Annotated in this window: 18 protein-coding genes; 7 read left to right on the plus strand and 11 right to left on the minus strand. The window is 72.1% G+C overall.

Going from position 1 to position 17,764, the window contains the following annotated elements; genetic code table 11:
* Positions 1–19: 19 nt before the first annotated feature.
* Both selB and selA read right to left on the minus strand, forming a co-directional pair.
* Complete coding sequence (gene selB / locus QSK37_RS23280; protein WP_285624761.1) at positions 20–1,771, minus strand: selenocysteine-specific translation elongation factor; 1,752 nt, start codon at positions 1,769–1,771, stop codon at positions 20–22.
* Positions 1,771–3,057 (minus strand): L-seryl-tRNA(Sec) selenium transferase, encoded by a 1,287-nt coding sequence (gene selA, locus QSK37_RS23285; protein ID WP_285624764.1) that lies wholly within the window; start codon positions 3,055–3,057, stop codon positions 1,771–1,773. The genes selB and selA overlap by 1 nt, the downstream gene beginning before the upstream one ends.
* Positions 3,058–3,578: 521 nt before the next feature.
* Here selA and QSK37_RS23290 point away from each other — a divergent pair.
* Complete coding sequence (locus QSK37_RS23290; RefSeq protein ID WP_285624766.1) at positions 3,579–4,496, plus strand: ornithine cyclodeaminase family protein; 918 nt, start codon at positions 3,579–3,581, stop codon at positions 4,494–4,496.
* 669 nt (positions 4,497–5,165) lie between these two features.
* Positions 5,166–6,236, plus strand: a complete 1,071-nt coding sequence (locus QSK37_RS23295) for a lytic polysaccharide monooxygenase auxiliary activity family 9 protein (RefSeq protein ID WP_285624768.1) — start codon at positions 5,166–5,168, stop codon at positions 6,234–6,236.
* Between the two features lie 47 nt (positions 6,237–6,283).
* Here QSK37_RS23295 and QSK37_RS23300 read toward each other — a convergent pair whose 3' ends face one another.
* Positions 6,284–6,769 carry a MarR family winged helix-turn-helix transcriptional regulator gene (locus tag QSK37_RS23300; RefSeq protein ID WP_285583331.1) on the minus strand — a complete coding sequence of 162 codons (486 nt, stop codon included), beginning with the start codon at positions 6,767–6,769 and terminating at the stop codon, positions 6,284–6,286.
* Positions 6,770–6,849: 80 nt separating this feature from the next.
* Here QSK37_RS23300 and QSK37_RS23305 point away from each other — a divergent pair, with 80 nt between their 5' ends.
* Entirely contained in the window at positions 6,850–8,298 is a 1,449-nt protein-coding gene (locus QSK37_RS23305; RefSeq protein WP_285624770.1) for an MFS transporter, read from the plus strand.
* A gap of 54 nt (positions 8,299–8,352) precedes the next feature.
* Positions 8,353–10,251 (plus strand): propionyl-CoA synthetase, encoded by a 1,899-nt coding sequence (locus QSK37_RS23310; protein ID WP_285624772.1) that lies wholly within the window; start codon positions 8,353–8,355, stop codon positions 10,249–10,251.
* Here the strand turns inward: QSK37_RS23310 and QSK37_RS23315 are convergent.
* From QSK37_RS23315 to QSK37_RS23325, 4 genes are all read right to left on the minus strand, one after another.
* On the minus strand, positions 10,248–10,511 hold the full coding sequence (locus QSK37_RS23315; protein WP_285624778.1) for a GlsB/YeaQ/YmgE family stress response membrane protein: 264 nt from the start codon (positions 10,509–10,511) through the stop codon (positions 10,248–10,250). The genes QSK37_RS23310 and QSK37_RS23315 overlap by 4 nt on opposite strands.
* A 118-nt stretch (positions 10,512–10,629) precedes the next feature.
* On the minus strand, positions 10,630–11,388 hold the full coding sequence (locus QSK37_RS23320; RefSeq protein WP_285624781.1) for a DUF6082 family protein: 759 nt from the start codon (positions 11,386–11,388) through the stop codon (positions 10,630–10,632).
* A 248-nt stretch (positions 11,389–11,636) separates the two neighbouring features.
* Entirely contained in the window at positions 11,637–11,756 is a 120-nt protein-coding gene (locus QSK37_RS51780) for a DUF397 domain-containing protein (RefSeq protein WP_432705584.1), read from the minus strand.
* Positions 11,757–11,777: 21 nt separating this feature from the next.
* Positions 11,778–12,671, minus strand: a complete 894-nt coding sequence (locus tag QSK37_RS23325; RefSeq protein WP_285624784.1) for a helix-turn-helix domain-containing protein — start codon at positions 12,669–12,671, stop codon at positions 11,778–11,780.
* Positions 12,672–13,209: 538 nt separating this feature from the next.
* Here QSK37_RS23325 and QSK37_RS23330 point away from each other — a divergent pair.
* The 3 genes from QSK37_RS23330 (at position 13,210) to QSK37_RS23340 (ending at position 15,209) form a co-directional block, all read left to right on the plus strand.
* Positions 13,210–14,106: an alpha/beta hydrolase gene (locus QSK37_RS23330; RefSeq protein ID WP_285624788.1), complete on the plus strand. Its 897-nt coding sequence runs from the start codon at positions 13,210–13,212 to the stop codon at positions 14,104–14,106.
* A 96-nt stretch (positions 14,107–14,202) separates the two neighbouring features.
* On the plus strand, positions 14,203–14,619 hold the full coding sequence (locus QSK37_RS23335) for a DUF2795 domain-containing protein (protein ID WP_285624790.1): 417 nt from the start codon (positions 14,203–14,205) through the stop codon (positions 14,617–14,619).
* A gap of 116 nt (positions 14,620–14,735) precedes the next feature.
* Entirely contained in the window at positions 14,736–15,209 is a 474-nt protein-coding gene (locus QSK37_RS23340; protein ID WP_285624792.1) for a YflT domain-containing protein, read from the plus strand.
* A gap of 10 nt (positions 15,210–15,219) precedes the next feature.
* On the opposite strand, the gene QSK37_RS23345 is transcribed toward QSK37_RS23340, so the two are convergent.
* The 4 genes from QSK37_RS23345 to QSK37_RS23360 form a co-directional block, all read right to left on the minus strand.
* On the minus strand, positions 15,220–15,615 hold the full coding sequence (locus QSK37_RS23345) for a hypothetical protein (RefSeq protein ID WP_285583346.1): 396 nt from the start codon (positions 15,613–15,615) through the stop codon (positions 15,220–15,222).
* On the minus strand, positions 15,612–15,857 hold the full coding sequence (locus QSK37_RS23350; RefSeq protein ID WP_285583347.1) for a hypothetical protein: 246 nt from the start codon (positions 15,855–15,857) through the stop codon (positions 15,612–15,614). Before QSK37_RS23350 ends, QSK37_RS23345 begins: the two co-directional genes overlap by 4 nt.
* Positions 15,858–15,921: 64 nt before the next feature.
* Positions 15,922–16,734 (minus strand): hypothetical protein, encoded by an 813-nt coding sequence (locus tag QSK37_RS23355; protein WP_285624796.1) that lies wholly within the window; start codon positions 16,732–16,734, stop codon positions 15,922–15,924.
* Positions 16,727–17,503: a protein phosphatase 2C domain-containing protein gene (locus tag QSK37_RS23360; RefSeq protein WP_285624799.1), complete on the minus strand. Its 777-nt coding sequence runs from the start codon at positions 17,501–17,503 to the stop codon at positions 16,727–16,729. Before QSK37_RS23360 ends, QSK37_RS23355 begins: the two co-directional genes overlap by 8 nt.
* Positions 17,504–17,764 lie beyond the last annotated feature (261 nt).

The following is a 17,764-nucleotide window of genomic DNA, read 5'->3' on the forward strand; positions in this document are numbered from 1 at the left end:
TCGCCGCCCGGCCATCGTGTCAGAGGCCCCCGGCGGGCCCTCCCCCGGCCCGGAGCGTACGGCGGTCGCCGGTGCGGACGGTGAGCCCGCGGCGGTCCAGGTGTTCGAGCAGGGGCACGGCCACACGGCGGCTGGTGTCGAGGGCCCTGCGTGCCTCGCTGACCGTGAACGGCTGCGGCAGCGACGCGAGGACGCGCGCCGCCCGGTCGTCGGCGCCCGCCAGCAGCACGACGCCCTCGGCGACGCGCAACAGCGCCCCGGACCGCACGGCCGCTCCGAGGGCGCGTCCGGTGAGCCCCAGCTCGGCGAGCCGGTCGGCCTCCGGCGCGCGGAACGGGGCGCGCTCCAGGTCGGCGCGCAGCCGCCGTACGGCGTCGGCGACCGCGGCGGGCAGGCCCGCGGCGTCGCCGGCGTGCACGCGGCCGGACTCCAGGCGCAGCGGCGGGCCGGCGAGCGCGTCCACGAGCCGCCGGTCGGGCAGGTTCAGCAGGGAACGGGCGGCCTCGACCGGCAGGCCGGGTGCCAGCGGGTCGGCCTCGGCGTGCCGCGCGACCTCTTCGCCGAGCCGGCGGCGGAGGGACGCCCAGTGGGCGGGATCGGCGAGCCAGTCGCCCGCCACCGGCGCGCCCTCGGGCCGCACGCCCATCGCGACCAGCTCGGACCGGCGGATCAGGCCGTGCCTGCGCACCAGCTCCGCGGCGCCGGGCACGCCGGCGGCCAGCTCGCGGGCGCGGGCGGCCGCCGCGCCACGCCGCCGCAGGGCCGGCGGGCGCACGTCGAGAACGTCCGCGCCGGTGACCCGGCGGGCGCCGGGGTCGCGCAGCAGCAGCCGGTCGCCGACGTGCAGCGGCAGGGGCCGGGTGAGCGTGAGCCGCGCCGCGTCGTCGCCCAGCGGGCGCAGGCGTACGGGCACGGCGGCCGAGCCGATGTGCAGGATCGGCTCGCGCGGCAGCCGGGCGGCGTCCTCCACCCGGACGTCGACGAGGCCGGTGACCGTCCACTCGCCGGCGTGCAGCGCCATGCCGCGGAACACCTCGTCACGCTCGACGCCACGCAGGTTGATCGCGACGCGAGCGACGGCGGAGACCTCGGTGGCGTTCTCCTTCAGCGTCTGCAGCCCGCGTACGCGGACCGGGCGGCCGTCGAGGAGGAGTTCGCCGCCGGAGCGTACGGTGCCCGCGGGCAGGGTGCCGGTGACGACCGTGCCACTGCCCTTGATGGTGAACGCGCGGTCGACCCAGACGCGCACGGGGGCGTCCGGGTCGGAGGCGGGCAGGCGGGCGACGAGACGGCCGAGCGCGGCGCGCAGGTCCGGCAGCCCTTCGCCGGTGGCGCCGCTGACGGTGACCGCCTCGACGTCGCCCAGGGAGGTGCGGGCGATCTCGGCCCGCGCCTGCGCGAGGGCCTCCGCCGGGTCGGCGCGGTCGCAGCGGGTGACGACGAGCAGCCCGTGCCGTACCCCCAGCGCGTCGACGGCGGCCAGGTGCTCGGCGGACTGCGGCATCCAGCCCTCGTCCGCCGCCACGACGATCATGACGGCCGGGACCGGGCCGACCCCGGCCAGCATGTTCGTGACGAACCGCTCGTGCCCGGGGACGTCCACGAACGCCAGCCGCTCCCCCGCCTCCAGGCCCGTCCAGGCGAACCCGAGGTCGATCGTCATGCCGCGGCGGCGCTCCTCGGCCCAGCGGTCGGGCTCCATCCCGGTGAGCAGCCGGACGAGGGTGGACTTGCCGTGGTCGACGTGGCCCGCGGTCGCGACGACGTGCATCAGCGCTCCCCGAGAACGTCGCGCACACGGGCGGCGAGATCGGCCGGATCCAGCTCGGCCGGGACCGCGCGCAGGTCCAGTAGCACGCGGCCGTCCTCGACCCGGCCCACGATGCCGGCGCGGCGCAGCGGCACGGCGCAGTCCCCCGGGAGGCTGACGGCCACGCTCGGCAACTCCACGCCGGGCGCGCCACCGCCCCCGACCCGGGCGACCGAGTCGACGACCCGCGCGTCGTGGCCGGTGAGCTCCTTGGCGAGCAGCCCCGCCCGCTCGCGGACGATGACCGGGTCGGCGTGCAGGGCCCGCACGGCCGGCGGTTCCGGCCCGCGCAGCGAGGCCTCCAACGCGGCGAGGGTGAGCTTGTCGACGCGCAACGCCCGCGCGAGGGGATGCCGCCGCAGGCGTTCGACCAGCGCCGACCGGCCGAGCAGCAGCCCCGCCTGCGGGCCGCCGAGAAGCTTGTCCCCGCTGGCGGTGACCAGGTCGGCGCCCTCGGTCAGCGCCGTCGCGGCGTCGGGCTCGGCGGGCAGCAGCGGTTCGGGCGCGAGCAGACCGGAGCCGATGTCGGCCACGACGGGCACGCCCAGGCCGGTCAGGCTCCGTACCGGCGCCTCCGCGGTGAACCCCTCGATCCGGAAGTTGGAGGGATGCACCTTGAGCACGAAGCCGGTGTCCGGGCCGACCGCCTCGGCGTAGTCGGCGGCGGTCGTACGGTTGGTGGTACCCACCTCACGCAGGCGCGCGCCGGTCGAGGCCAGCAGCTCGGGCAGCCGGAAGCCGTCGCCGATCTCCACCATCTCGCCCCGGCTGATGACGATCTCCCGGCCCTGGGCGAGGGCGGTGGCGACGAGCACGAGCGCCGCGGCGTTGTTGTTCACCACGTGCACCGCCTCGGCCGCCGGACACGCGGCGGCGAGGGCGGCGAGCGTGCCGCGCCCGCGCCGGCCGCGCCCGCCGGTCTCCAGGTCGAACTCCACGTCGGTGCAGCCCGCCGCCTCGGCCAGCGCCACGCGCGCGGCCTCGGACAGAGGCGCACGGCCCAGGTTGGTGTGCAGGAGGACGCCCGTGGCGTTGATCACGGGCCGTAGGGTCGCCGCCGTCGCGGGCAGCGCCGCCACGGCCGCGTCGACGACGTCCTCGGCCGGAATCTCACCGGCGCGGGCGCGTTCCTGCGCCCGGTTGACGGCCGCCTTGACGATGCCCCGCCCCAGCCGTCCGGCCGCCTCGACGAGACGCGAATCAGCGAGCACGGCGTCGGTACGCGGCACGCGGCGTCGGGTGTCCATGCACTGAAATCTATGACCGCGAACGGACACGCGCCACGCGCGGCGACACCGCTGCCGAAGATCAGCGACGCGACGCTCCCACTCGGCTGAGACTGGAGGCACCGCGAACGGGAGATCCGTAACCGCGACCGGCGCGCCTGGCGCCACCGCCTTGGGGATCGGCGACGTGGCAGTCCCGCTCGACCACCGAGCCGAAAAGAACACGCGCCTGCGGCCGCTGCGCGCATGCTCACGGACAGAGTCAAGCCACACGCGGCGACGCCACTGCCAGGATCAACCGTCCTGCTCAACCACACCGACCCAAAAGCCGAACGCCCGCCTGCGGCCGCTGCGCGCGCGGCATTCATGATCACGAACAGACGCACGCCACACCCGGCGACACCACTGCCAGGACCAGCCGTCCTGCTCAACCACACCGACCCAAAAGCCGAACGCCCGCCTGCGGCCGCTGCGCGCGCGGCATTCATGATCACGAACAGACGCATTCCACACCTGGCACCATCGCTGCCAGGATCAGCCACGTGACACTCCTGCTCAACCGCACCGAGCTGACGGAACTCCTGGAGCCGGACGCGTGCCTGGAGGCACTGCGCGCCGGATTCCTCGCGTCGGCTTCCGCCGTTCGTCCGCTTCGGGTCCGCACCGACCTGCCCGGCCCGGGCACCGCCACCGCCCTCATCCCCGGGCTGCTCGACGGCGTGCCCGCGTACACGGTGAAGGTGAACGCCAAGTTCCCCACCGCGAACCCGGCCCTGCGCGGTGTCGTGTGCCTGCACGACCTGGCGACCGGGGAGCTCCTGGCGCTGCTGGACTCGGCGACCGTCACCGCGTACCGGACCGGCCTCGCGGCGGCCCTGGGCACGCACGTGCTGGCCCGTGCGGACGCGAGCACGGTCGCGGTCATCGGCGCGGGCGCCCAGGCCGACCTGGTGATCCGCGGGCTGCGCCGGCTGCGACCGGTGCACGACCTGCTCGTCACCGACCGCGAACCGGCACGCGCGGAGACGTTCGCCGCGCGGCACGGCGGCCGGCCCGTGACGCGAGCGGAGCTCTCGACGGCGGAGATCGTCGTCACCGCCACCTGGTCGCGGGAACCGGTCCTCCGCGGCGACGACGTCGCGCCGGGCACGCACGTGACCTCCCTCGGCGCGGACGAGCCGGGCAAGGCCGAACTCGCCGCGGACCTGCTGCGGACGGGCCGGGTGTTCGTCGACGACGTGGCGCTGTCGCTGGAGATGGGCGCCCTGGGCAACGCGGGCCTGGGCGCCGCGGACGCGGCCGGAACGCTGAGCGAGATCCTCGACGGCACGACCGGCCGCGCGAGCGATGCGGAGGTGACCGTGTACGCGCCGGTCGGCCTGCCGTGGCAGGACCTGGCACTGGCCTGGCTCGCCTTCCGCACCACGCGGTCCGGAACGCGCTTCGACTTCCTGGCCTGATCCGCCGCCACCCGCAACAGACGGCGACGGCCCTCTCTTCCGACCCGTCGCAGCGAACTCCCTACGAGCAACACGCCAGACCCACCGGCAACGAACATTCCGCCGACAGCACCAGCCCCGCCGCCGAAGGCCCCGCCGTAGCGGACGCCCGGCCGTAGTCGACGCCCGGCCGTAGCGGACGCCCCGCCGTAGCGGACGCCCCGCCGTAGCGGACGCCCCGCCGTAGCGGACGCCCCGCCGTAGCGGACGCCCCGCCGTAGCGGACGCCCCGCCGTAGCGGACGCCCCGCCGTAGCGGACGCCCCGCCGTAGTCGACGCCCCGCCCGCCCTGGGGGCTCCACCCCACTCCCATTGTCCAGGGCGGTTTCCCCCGGCGGAAGTACGCCCTGCCCGGCTGTGGACAACCCCCGCAGGTCCCGAAGGCTTCGGTGTCGCAGGCGGTGAAAGAGCGCCTTCCCGTCGACACGCAACGCGCTCGCACGGATACTGAGGGTGACGGCTCGTCCTCGCGGCGAGACGGGGGAACCGGACGACGGGCGTGGCCGTGGCGTCATTCGCATGCCGCATCAGCCGCGGCGTCACAACCCGCCGCCGGGCCCCTCGCTCGCGGCGAGACCCCAGGCGACTCCGTCGGACCCGACCGAACCGGCAGACAAGGAACGCGATCGGATGACCGAAACCCTCCCAGAGGTCGTGGCACCGCACACCCTCCGCGCCACGGCCGCCCATCGCACCGACGGTGACGTGACCCTGTACGGCGTCCAGCTGTCCTGGACCGTCGGCGACAACGACGGCGCGGACTGGCCTCCTCCGGCCGACTGGAACGACGGCGACGCCCCCTATCCGCACTACTACGAGGTCTGGCTCAATGACGGGCAGATCAGGCAGACCGCCGTGCTGTACTGGCCGGCCTGGGCACCGGGCTGGCAGCTGGCCCGTACTCACTGGGTCTGCCTGGGCGCCCACCCCTACCCGCAGTACCGGGTCAAGGTCCGTGCCAGGCTCTCCGACGGTTCCTGGAGCGCGTTCACCAACGAGGTCGCCGTCGCCGTCCGCTCGGGCGACAGCCGTCCGTACGTCGACCCGATCCGCGGGCCACGGACCGCCGCGCCGCCGCGCGGGAACACCCGGCACGGAAGCGCCGGTTCGCCTCCCAGCCGCGCCGTACGGGCGATCCGCGACAACGATCCCGCCGAGGTCTGCGAACGCGCACGGCAGCTGAACACCAGCCGTACCTGGCAGGAGGTCGTCCCGCCGGCGGAGGCGATGAAGGCCGATCCGCCGTGGAACGGCTCCTACCTCGAATACCGCAAGTTCTTTCGCGGCGGTGACATCGCCTCGGCCGCCAACCCCGCGTTCGCCGGACTCGACCTGGTCGGCGACTGGCCGGCCGCCACACTGCCGTCCTCGGCCGGCGAGTACGCCTTCTCGTACGCCTTCACCGCCCACCACATCGGTGAGACGTGGACGCACCAGTGGTTCGTCACCCGGGACGACTGGGATCCCAGCACGCCGCTGACCTGGGAGGACTTTGAGCCGACCCCGTTCATGACGGAGATTCACGGCGATCCCGGCGTCACCCGCCACACCACCGGGGCGCTCCCGCCCAAGGTCGGCCGGCACGTCATCGTCAACATCTGGGGCGGCCACGGCGGGCCGATCGACGACAACGGCAGGATGACCGGCGAGTTCTTCGTCTCCTGCTGCGACGTCGAGTTCACCGACGGGGCGGCGGTCTGACGAAGGAGAGGGCCGTGGAGGCGCGAGACACGCGCCTCCACGGCGTCTCAGCCGAGGCGGGGACCGAGCAGGTGACGTTCCTCGGCGTGGCGCAGGAAGTCGTCGACCATGCGGTGGCACAGCACGGCCAGGTCGTGGCGGTCCTCCTCCGACCAGTCCGCCAGGGCCTCGGCCATGCGGCGGCGGATCACCGCCCGCAGGCACTCCACCGCGTCCGCGCCCTCGGCGGTGATGCGGACGAGCTGGGCCCGTCCGTCGTCGGGGTCGGGGACACGTTCGACGAAACCGGCGCGTTGGAGGCGCTGCACCTGCCGGGTCACGTGGGGCGCCTCGACGGCGAGCCGGTCGGCGAGGGCGCCCATGCGTACCGGCCCCGGCGCGTCCGCGAGGGCGCGCAGCAGCGGCGCACTCGCCCGGTCGACGGCGACTCCCGCCTCCCCCACGATGCGGTCGTGCTGCCGGGCGCGCGTGAGAAGGTGCGCGATCCGGGTGAGGGCCCGCTCGATCTCGATCACGTCTTCGGGAGCGGTCATGGAGTTCATTCTAGTTAATACTTACTTAACTTAAGTAAGTAAGATATGGACGAAAACCGCATACCGGAGGAGACCCCCCGATGGTCGACATCGCCGCCAGACCACGCACCGACGGCGCGAGAACCCATACCGGGCTGACGTTGCTGGCCCTGTCCGTGTCCGGGATGGTGGTGTCGGTCCAGCAGACGCTCGTACTGCCGCTTCTTCCCCAGCTGATGCGGCACTTCCAGACCTCGGTCGGCTCGGTCACCTGGGTGTTCACCGCCTCGCTCCTCGCCGGCGCGGTCGCCACTCCCCTGCTGTCGCGGCTCGGGGACATGTACGGCAAGAAGAACCTCATCCTCGTCACGATGGGCCTGCTGCTGGCCGGCTCGATCGTCTGCGCGCTGTCCGGGTCCCTCCCGGTGCTCATCGCCGGCCGCGCCCTGCAGGGCACCTCGTCGGCCCTGATCCCGCTGGCCATCGGCATGATCCGGGACAGTTTCCCCCCGGCGAAGGTGACCTCCGGCATCGGCATCGTCAGCGCCACGATGGGTGTCGGCGGCAGCATGGGCATGATCGTGACCGGCTTGATCGCCGACCACACCTCCAGCTACCGGCCGGAGTTCTGGATCGCCGCGGCCCTCGCCGCCGCCGGGCTGGTGATGGTCGTGCTGAGCGCCCGCGACATCGGCGGGCGCACCGGCGGACGGCCCGACTACCTCGGCGCGGCCCTGCTGGCCAGCCTGCTCGTCTGCCTGCTGCTGGCGATCAGCGAGGGCAACGACTGGGGCTGGTCCTCCGGCGGCGTGGTGGGGCTGTTCGCCGCCGCGGCCGTGCTGACCGCCGTATGGGTACTGGTCGAACTGCGGGTACGCCAGCCGCTCGTCCGGCTGGGGCTGCTCATCGGCCGCCAGTCACTGTCGGCGAACTTCGCCTCGATGCTGCTCGGCTTCTCGATGTTCGCGGCGTTCACGCTGATCTCCACGTTCGTGCAGACACCCCGCTCGGTCGGCTACGGCCTGGGCGGCGACGTGCTGGACGTCGGCCTGTACATGCTGCCCAGCACGGTCACCATGCTCGTCTGCTCGGCGCTGGCCGGCCGCATCGCGCAGCGGATCGGCGCGGCGAACTCCCTCGCGATCGGCTCGGTGTTCGCCGGGCTCAGCTACCTCTGGCTCGCCCTCTCCCACTCACACGCGTACGACATGCTGGGCTTCAGCGCCGTCCAGGGCATCGGCTTCGGCGTCGCGTACGCCGCGCTCGGCACGCTGGCCGTGCAGCACGTGCCGATGGACCAGAGCGGCATCGCGAGCGGCATCAACTCCCTCGTCCGTACGGCGGGCGGCAGCGTCTCGGCCGCCGTCACCGCGGCCGTGCTGACCGGCGAGACGATCCCGGCGCTGCCCGGCGTACCGCAGCTGCACGCGTACGTGCTGTGCTTCGTGATCGTCGCGGTCGGCGCGTGGCTCGCCGCGGCCGTCGCGGTCGTCCACGGAATCCGGCACCCGGCGCCCGCCCATGGCATCGAAGCCCGGGAGACGTCTTGACGTAGGGGCGCACGCGATCGCCATAGTGGAGTCCCCCTTTGGCGGAGGTACGACATGGGCCCCTACACGGCCGCGTACGAACGCAGTCTCGGCGATCCGGCACGGTTCTGGGCAGAGGCCGCCCGGGACATCCGCTGGCGCACCCCTCCGGAGCGGGTCCTTGACGACGGCGCCGCGCCGTTCTACCGGTGGTTCACCGGAGGGGAGCTGAACACCTGCGAGAACGCCGTCGACCGGCACGTCGAGCAGGGCCGCGGCGACCAGCTCGCGCTCATCTACGACAGCCCGGTCACCGGCACGCGGCAGAAGTACACCTACCGGGAGCTGCGCGATGAGACGGCGCGGTTCGCCGGGGTGCTGCGCGGCCTCGGCGTCGAACGCGGCGACCGCGTCGTCCTCTACCTGCCGATGATCCCGCAGGCGGTCATCGCGATGCTGGGATGCGCGCGCATCGGCGCGGTGCACTCGGTGGTGTTCGGCGGCTTCGCACCGCGCGAGCTGGCCGTACGCATCGACGACGCCCGGCCCAAGGTCGTGGTGTCCGCGTCGTGCGGCATCGAGGGCAGCCGGGTGATCGAGTACAAGCCGCTGCTGGACGAGGCGCTCGACCTCGCCGCCCACAAGGTCGGCGGCTGCGTGATCGTCGGTCGCCCGCAGGCGCCCGCGCCCCTCGTCGACGGCCGTGACGTCGACTGGGATCAGGCGATGGCGGAGGCGCTGCCGGCGGACTGCGTGCCGGTCGCCGCCACCGATCCGCTCTACATCCTCTACACCTCCGGCACGACGGGGCGGCCGAAGGGCGTCGTACGCGACAACGGCGGGCACGCGGTCGCGCTGCGGTGGACGATGACGAACGTCTACGGCGTCTCGGCCGGCGACGTGTTCTGGGCCGCCTCGGACGTCGGCTGGGTGGTCGGGCACTCCTACATCGTGTACGCGCCCCTGCTCGCGGGCTGCACGACGGTGCTGTACGAGGGCAAGCCGGTCGGCACGCCGGACGCCGGGGCGTTCTGGCGGGTCGCCGCCGAGCACCGCGTGAACGCCCTGTTCACCGCGCCCACCGCGATCCGGGCGATCAAGAAGGAGGACCCGGAGGGCCGTCTCCTCGCCGGGCACGACCTGTCGGCGCTGCGCACCCTGTTCCTCGCGGGGGAACGCCTCGACCCGGGCACGTACGAATGGGCCACGCGCGTCCTCGACCGCCCGGTGATCGACCACTGGTGGCAGACCGAGACCGGATGGCCGGTCGCGGCGAACCTGCGGGGCCTGGATCCGCTGCCCGTCAAACCCGGCTCGCCGACCGTCGCCGTACCCGGCTTCGACGTACGGGTACTGCTGCCCGACGGGTCGATCGCCCCGCCCGGCGCCGAGGGCGACATCGCGATCCGGCTGCCGCTGCCGCCCGGGACCCTGCTCACGCTGTGGAACGACGACGAGCGGTACATCGAGTCCTACCTGTCCCGGTACCCGGGCCACTACCTGACCGGCGACGGCGGCTCGATCGACGAGGACGGCTACATCTGGGTGATGGGCCGCACCGACGACGTCATCAACGTGGCCGGGCACCGGCTGTCCACTGGAGTGATGGAGGAGGTGCTGTGCGCCCACCCGTCGGTGGCCGAGGCCGCGGTGGTCGGGGTACGGGACGCGCTGAAGGGACAGGTGCCGCGCGGCTTCGTCGTCCTGAAGAGCGGCACCGACCTGGACGAGTCGCGGCTGCGCGGCGAACTCGTACGCGCGGTACGTGAACAGATCGGCCCGGTCGCGGCGTTCAAGGAGGTCTCGGTCGTCCCGGCCCTGCCGAAGACCCGATCGGGCAAGATCCTCCGAGGGACGATGCGCGGCATCGCGGACGGCGACGAGGTGCCGGTCCCGTCCACCATCGAGGACGCCACGGTGCTGGACCGCCTGCGCCCGATCCTCCGGCCGCCCACGGCGCACGAGACGCGCTAGGTCTTCCTGGGCCAGAGCGTGGTCACGATCAGCACGCCGATCACGGCCACGATGATCTGGAAGATCGTCTCCCAGAAGTTGAAGCCGTGCGTCCTGAGGTTGAGCAGGTGAGAGATCCACGTGCCGATGAAGGCGGCGATGATGCCGACCAGGATGGTCAGCCAGATGGGCATGTTCTGACGCCCGGGCACCAGCAGCCGCGCGATCGCGCCGATGATGGCACCGAAGATGATCGCGGTGATGATCCCGCCAATGGTCATGACGACCCCCCGTGTTCGCGAGAACGACCCCGAAGGACATCCCGTTACCGACCGCATACCCCTGGCAGTGACGCATGACACCATCGCGGGACACAGACCGGCCTGAGTCGCGTCCGGTTCAACGGGCGCGGTGCCGCCCGTAAAGCCAGCCGGAGACCCCGCCCGCCCCGGCCGCCGCCAGCCAGACGATCCCGACCCTGACGAGGCTCGAGCCGGCAGGCGACCGGTGTGCAGCGCTCGGTGTACCGGCGCTCGAAGAGCACGCGCGAACGTACTCCGCCTCCGCGACCGCGGCGAATCGCCGCTGCCGTCTGCTCCCCACACCGATCCGATAACTGTCGCGCGCCGTCCTCCACCACTCACGCGTCTCGTCCTGGCGGAAGAACCGATCGAGGATCTCACGCAGCTCCCGCTCGGTCAGGTTGCCGAGGCCGAACTGAGAACGCCACTTGCTCATCCAGAGATTCATGAGCGTGTCGCGACGCGCCTGAGCGAGCGAACTCGGTGACGCTATGGTCCCGTCCACCGTGATGAGTTCGGGATTCTCGATGGCGATCCGCGCCAGCTCGATCTGCGTCAGCAGGGCGGTCTGTTCCTGGCCCGTGTGCACCTCCCGGCGCTGGGCGAGGAATGAGATCATCACTCCCCCGAAGGTCGGCACGGTCAGCAGGGCGGCGACGGCTTCGTACGTCTGGCCGACGTCGGCGAGCCCGGCCCAGTCGAGTCCGGGCAGCCGATCGATCGCCCGCAGCGCGAACGGAGACATGAGCACGGCCGCCAGACCGACGACAGCGGCCGTCGTCCAGATGACCAGCAGAACCGGGCGGGCGGCCCGCTCCGGAAGACGCCAAGGCCGGCGAAGCCTTTCACCGCTCACGTGAAACCCTCCAGCAGCGTGGCCGAGGGACCTTCACGCGCCGATCAGGGAGCGAGGAGAGCGGCCTGTCGGCAGAACCCTCGGGCCCGGCTCACCAGGCCGGACATCCGGACATCGGTGGTCCATGAAGAATATCGGCCCACCTCCTCCGTAGAAAAGTACGATCGAGAGGAAGTGGGCCTTGAAGTGCCGATGGTCACCATGACTCGACGCCATGCAGATCATCCGCACATTATTAATTCGCTATATCAAACCCGCGGCGACTCGTTCGCCGAAGCCACCAAAGCAACTTCAATGCACTGATTGTTCGCCATACTACGAGAGCTTTTCCTCCAGTCGAGGCCAGGACGCCCCACTTTTTGATCCATCACGGCTCACCCCCCTCCTTTTCATGATGTCCACATCTCCCGGGCGATCCTGGATATTCGCTCCATGGACTCCGCCGGCCCGAGCGCCTCTGCACTGAGTCGTTCGAAACTAAGCCTATACCGGTAGGTTTCGGTTGCCTCTTCTAGATACGAACACCCGTTGAGGTGCTCGATATACACGACATCATGAAACTGAATCCCGCCCACCAACGGGAATTGCAGAAGCGTGAAGGACCCCGTCGCGATGGGATGAGGTCCATCAAGTGGAAGAACTTGGAGGCTCAGGTTGGGGAGAACGGAGAGCTCTTCGAGGTGCTGCAACTGCTCGGTCATCACGGAGGCGTCGCCGTACCGCCTGAGGAGGAGGGCCTCGTCCAGCACGACCGACAGCTGGAGGGGCGTCTCGCGGGTGAGCACCGACTGGCGGGCCAGGCGGGCCTCCACCCGGGCGTCGACGCGGCTCGGCGGGATCACCTCGGTCGAGTGCGAGCGTTGCTCGACCGCCTGCGCGTACGCCTCGGTCTGCAGGAGGCCGGGTACGACCTGGGTCTCCCACTGCCAGATCTCCTCGGCCTCGATCTCGAGGCCGATATAGGAGGCGTACTGCTCCGGCAGCGCGTCGGAGAACGCCTCCCACCAGCCGCGGCGAACGGCGTCGCGGGCGAGCTGGAGCAGCTGTTCGCGGTACGAGCCTTCGACGCCGTACAGGTCGAGCAGCTGCCGGACGTCGGCGAAACGCGGAGCCTGGCGCGCATTTTCCAGCCGGCTGACCTTGGAGGCGGACCATCCCAGCCGCTCGGCGACGTCGTCACCGGTGAGATTGCCGACCTCCCGCAAACGCCTCAGCTCTGCCGCGAGCCGACGATTACGGACAGTGGCACTTCCGGGCCGGGGCAACCCTGAATCCTCTCCCACCCGGGCCGATGGCGTATTCCCGTCAGCCGAAATCTACAAATCTGGCGCAACTGTTATAGAGGCAGGAAGTAACGGAGTCAAGAAACCGCCGCTACACCTTTTAGTGAAACTTGCGAACGAGACGACCTTAGCGGACAACGCACCAAACAGCCAAGCGGTCAATCCGCTATCGGACACCTTGCGAAGATTGTGGACCGATACAGGTTCACAACAGAGATTCGTGTGACTTTCCTTCCCTGTGAGAACCATTGTGACACCTGAGGCGGGGGGTACACGAATGCCGCGCACGCCAGGCCGCCCCGCCTGCGAGGCACGGCGGTGCAGGATCGTACTGGATGTCCGGCCACAAGGGCGTGCGAATGGTGACAGTGGGGCCACGGATCGCACTCCCGCCCAGGTCAGACACCTCCGCCGGAGCCTCCCCACAGCGCGTGCGTGGACCGCGAACGCCCGCGAGACACGCGAACCCGCCCGGGCCTGCTCGCGTCGATACCTGTACGGACCGGCCGTAAGGGGCCGGCCAGAAAGGAGCCGTCGCATGGTGCGGAGGCGGACGTTCGTGTTCGGGGGCGCGGCGCTGGGGGGTGTCGCGGTCGCCGGCGGAGCCGGGGCGTTGCTCGTCGAGGAGGACGTCCTGCCGGGCAAGGTCGCGTTCGACCGGGCGATCGGACGGTGTCGCACGCTGCCGGAGGCGCCGGCCACCGCGGGCGTCGTCCGTTCCACGACCTTCCACTCGCGCCGCCGGCGCACCGACGTCACCGCGACCGTCGTGCTGCCCGCGGGCGTCACCTCGCTGCGCGGCCTGCCGGTCGCCGTCGCGCTGCACGGGAACGGCGGCACCGGGGTGAACACGGCCCGCGGCCTGCGGCTCGACCGCTATCTCACCGAGGCCGTACGGACCCGGAGCACGCCGCCGTTCGCTCTGGTGGCGGTGGACGGCGGGCCGAACTCCTACTGGCATCCGCGGGCGAGCGGCGACGACCCGCTCGGCATGATCACGGACGAGCTCCTGCCGCTCCTGAGCCGCCAGGGCGCGCGGACCGACCGGTTCGGGGTGATCGGCTGGTCCATGGGCGGGTACGGGGCGCTGGTGGTCGCCGAGACGGTGGGCGCGCCGCGCGTGGCGGCGACGGTCGCGGCGTCGCCCGCGGTCTTTCCCTCGTACGCGAACGCCCGCCGGACCAACCACCAGGCCTTCGACGGCCCGGGAGACTTCGCGCGGTACGACGTGTTCCGCGGGCTGGGACGGCTCCACGGAGTCCCGGCCTGGGTCGACTGCGGGACGAGCGACCCGTTCGCCCCGATGGTGCGGCGGCTGCGCGACCGGCTGCGTCCGGCCGGGGCGATGACGCGCGGATGCCATGACGGGGCTTTCTGGCTGCGGCGCCTGCCGGCCCAGCTCGCCTTTCTCGGCGACCGGCTGACATCCGCCTGAACACCATGCGACCTGGGACGACTTCCCCGGGGCGCGGCGGCGAAGGTAGACTCCGAAAACAAGGTCGAATGACGTCCGGCCGATTTCATCGTGGCAGTGGGCGCGTTTCTCGATGCGTTGATTGACAATCGGGGGGCGACCGGATTCATGGGCGACACAAAACTGATCAGTCCGGCCCTGTTGCAGCGACACCTTCACAAGGCCGGGTTTCCCGCCACCCGCGGCGAACTCCTCGCGCACGTCCGCGAAGAAAGCGACCGCGTGATCGCGGCCCTGCGTGAGCTTCCGGACCGGCGGTATTCGCGGCCCGCGGAGGTGAGCCGGGCGTTCGCGGAGTCGGTGAGCGGTTATCTCGGCGATATGTCCTATCCGACGCGCCGGGACGATCTCGCCGGGCACGCCGAGCGTCAAGGCGCCCCCTGGCCGGTGGTCGAGGCGCTACGGCGAATTCCGGACCGCCGGTACGACCGTCCCGAGGCGGTCGCCGAGGCCGTCGCCGAAGAAGAGAAATGACCGCGCCTGCCATCCATGGCATCGCGCCGGTCGTAGCCGACGAACGGGGGTCCGAGAATGAGCGAGCGAATCAGAAAGCCGGCGCGTCTGGTCGCCTCTCCTGCGAAGGAGGCCTCATGAGCGAGCGGAGCGCCATCGGCCCGCACAAGGTCGTACTGGGCACCTACAGCAGTCACGAGGCCGCCCAGCACGCGGTGGACCTGCTCGCCGAGCACAAGTTCCCGGTGGAGCACGTCACGATCGTGGGCACCGGGCTGAAGCTGGAGGAGCGCGTCCTCGGCCGCTGGACGCTGGGCCGCGCGCTGCTGACCGGCGCGAGCACCGGAGCGTGGATCGGGCTCCTGGTCGGCCTGATCTTCTGGATCGTCACTCCCCGTCTGGTGGAGGGCGCGGTGATCTCGGGCGTCATCCTGGGCGTCCTGTTCGGCGCGGCCTTCTCGGCCGTCGCCTACTTCCTCCAGAAGAGGGCGTACACCTCGATGCGGTCGGTGGTGGCGGACCGGTACGACCTCCTGGTCGACGCGGAGTTCGCCGAAGAGGCCCGCCGGCTCCTCTCGGCCGTGCTGTCCACCCCCGAGAGCGCTCGCTGACCGGGCGGTCTCAGGGCAGGCTCTGCACCGCCAGGCCGAGGGTCCTCCACTTGGCCGCCGCTTCGGCGCTGGTGACGATCGGCCAGCCTCGGTCGGCGGCCGCCCGCGCCACGTGCGCGTCGACGATGTCGCGGATGCCGGCCTGGCGGGCGGCGTCACCGATGGCGAACGCGTTGCGCTCGTCGAGGGCCAGCACGACCACCGAGGCGCTCTCCACCGCCCAGGCGAGCTCCTGGAGGCCGCGTTCGTCGGCCACGGCCGCGGCCTTCGTCAGGGCGGTCGCGGGCGCCACCAGGCTGTAGCCGCGGGCCGCGACGAAGCCGACCAGCGCGCGCATGTGCTGGCTACGGCCGGTCGCGAGGTCCACCAGTGCGGGAACGTCCAGGACGCGGCCGGAGAGGTTCACCGAGTCCGCCGGGAGTCCCCGTCGGCACTCTCGAAGATGCGGCGCGCCCAGTCGGTCGCCTCGTCGTCGAACGGTCCCCAGCGGCTCTCCACGGCGGCGACGAGCCGGTCGCGCGCCGCGCGGTCGCGTACGGCTTCGGAGACGTAGGCCGAGACGCTCGGCGCGGCTCCGGACGCGACGGCGGCGCGGGCGCTCTCCAGCACCTCCGCGGGCACCGTGACCGTGATCTTCTCCGTGGCCATGGACCCATGGTATGGCCAAAGCCGCAAGAAAGTATGGCTTCGCTGGTGAATACGGTTCCGCGCGTCAGAGACAGGGGCCGTCAGGCGTGAGCTCGGACTGCCGGAGCACCCGGTTCTCCCGGCGCCACAGCAGCCGGATCTCCTCTCGCAGCGCCGGATCGCTGCGGACCCGCGCGGCGAACTCCGCGGAGTCGCGGGTGCCGGCGAGCCGGCCGAGCCCGGGCAGGTCGGCGAGCAGCACCGTCAGCAGCGCGGCCTGCGAGGTCAGGCGGAACGGCCGGCCCTCGCGGTCGGTGAGGCAGCCGTGGCGCCCGGCGTACAGGCCGCAGCCGACCGGCACGCCGTCCAGGGACACGCGCACGGCGGCCGGTGTGCGGAGGCGGTGGTAGTTCGGCTCGGTCGCGTCCACGACGGCGAGCTGGTCGTCGTCGAGCCACAGGACGATGAGCCGCGCGGTGGCGCCCGGCACGAGCACTGGGGCCGCCGGGACGTATCCGGGCCGGCTCACGTGTGCGGACACGCCGGGCACGAGACCGGTCACCTCGGCGTACGTCATCGGCACCAGGATCGGCGCCCGTCCCGCGAGCTTGCGGTGCACCTGGGCGGGCGAGCCGTTGGACCCGACCGCCAGGACGGGGTGCCGGTCCGCGAACCGTGACCCGCCCGCGTCGCGGAGCGCGTCGTCGAGGGTCTCCCCACCGGGGAGGCGCCGGCTTCCCGGCGGCGCCCCGGGTTCCTCCCGCAGCGCGAGGAAGCGGTCGCCGGCCAGCAGCCCGGACTCCGCCGGCGGCCGTCCCGGGTAGACCAGCGGGTCGCCGATGGGGTCACGCGCCAGGCCGAGCGCGCCGAGGCTCCCTGCGGGGCCCGGTTCAGCCACGCGTCACGACCACGGCGGTGGCGTCGTCGTGCGGTTTGCCACGCGTGGCCGGCGCGGCGAGCTCGGCCGCCCGTACGAGGTCGATCACCCGGCCGGGTCCGGCGCTCCGCAGCTCCCGCAGCAGGTCGGGCCACGTGCCGCCGAAGCGTTCGACCAGCCGCGTGACGCCGTCACTGAGCAGCGCGAACATCTCGACCTCCGCCCAGGGGAACGTCGCGGTGACCGCCTCGTACGCGGCGGCGCGGCTGGTACTGGCCACCCAGAAGCCGCCCGGCCGGTTGCGGTGGGTCCGGACGGTCTCCAGCGTGTACGGCGGGCCGCCCGGGAGCCGGGTGAGACGGTCGTCCTCCACGACGACGACCGAGCCGTCCGTGCGCCGCACGACGACGGGCGAGTCGGCGAGCACGAGGCACTCCAGCTCGCCGCGGTCCCAGCGGGCGATCGCGACCGTCGAGGAGGGGCTGTCGGGGTTGGCCAGGTCGCAGGTGTCACCGTGCGCGGCGCAGACGTCCTTGATCGCGTCGGCCAGGACGTCGGGGAGGCCGCCGTCGGACCCGGCCGCCAGCCGGGCGCTCAGCGCCGCCGCGAGCCGGTGCACCAGCCAGGCGACGTCGTGCGCGCAGCCGCTGTCGACGCCGGCGGGCGCGGTGGCGCCGTCGAGCACGACCGCCCAGCCCGGACCGGCCACCACGTAGTCCTCGTTGACGGCGCCGGGTGCGGGCCGCGTCGCGTAGCCCACCTGGGCCGGCGTCTCACCGGGAGCGCTCACGAGCCCTCCATCGCCGGAAGGAGGGCTCGTGCGCGTGTGGTCGTCGATTCGCTCATGTCGTCCGCGATCGTAGCGAGGGCCGGCGGATGACCTGGGGGCGGTCCGGAGACGCGCGACTCACCGACTGTCGACCTTACGGGCGAAATGACAGGGAATATGACAAAGTTCGACCGGCGGTTAACTTTCCCAGACAGGTCCGTGGCTTCGGTGATTCTGGCTTCCTCGCGCCGGTTCCGGTGCTGGTGCACGGTGTGGAGCGCA

The sequence above is a fragment of the Actinoallomurus iriomotensis genome (genome assembly GCF_030269445.1).
Taxonomy (GTDB): domain Bacteria; phylum Actinomycetota; class Actinomycetes; order Streptosporangiales; family Streptosporangiaceae; genus Actinoallomurus; species Actinoallomurus iriomotensis.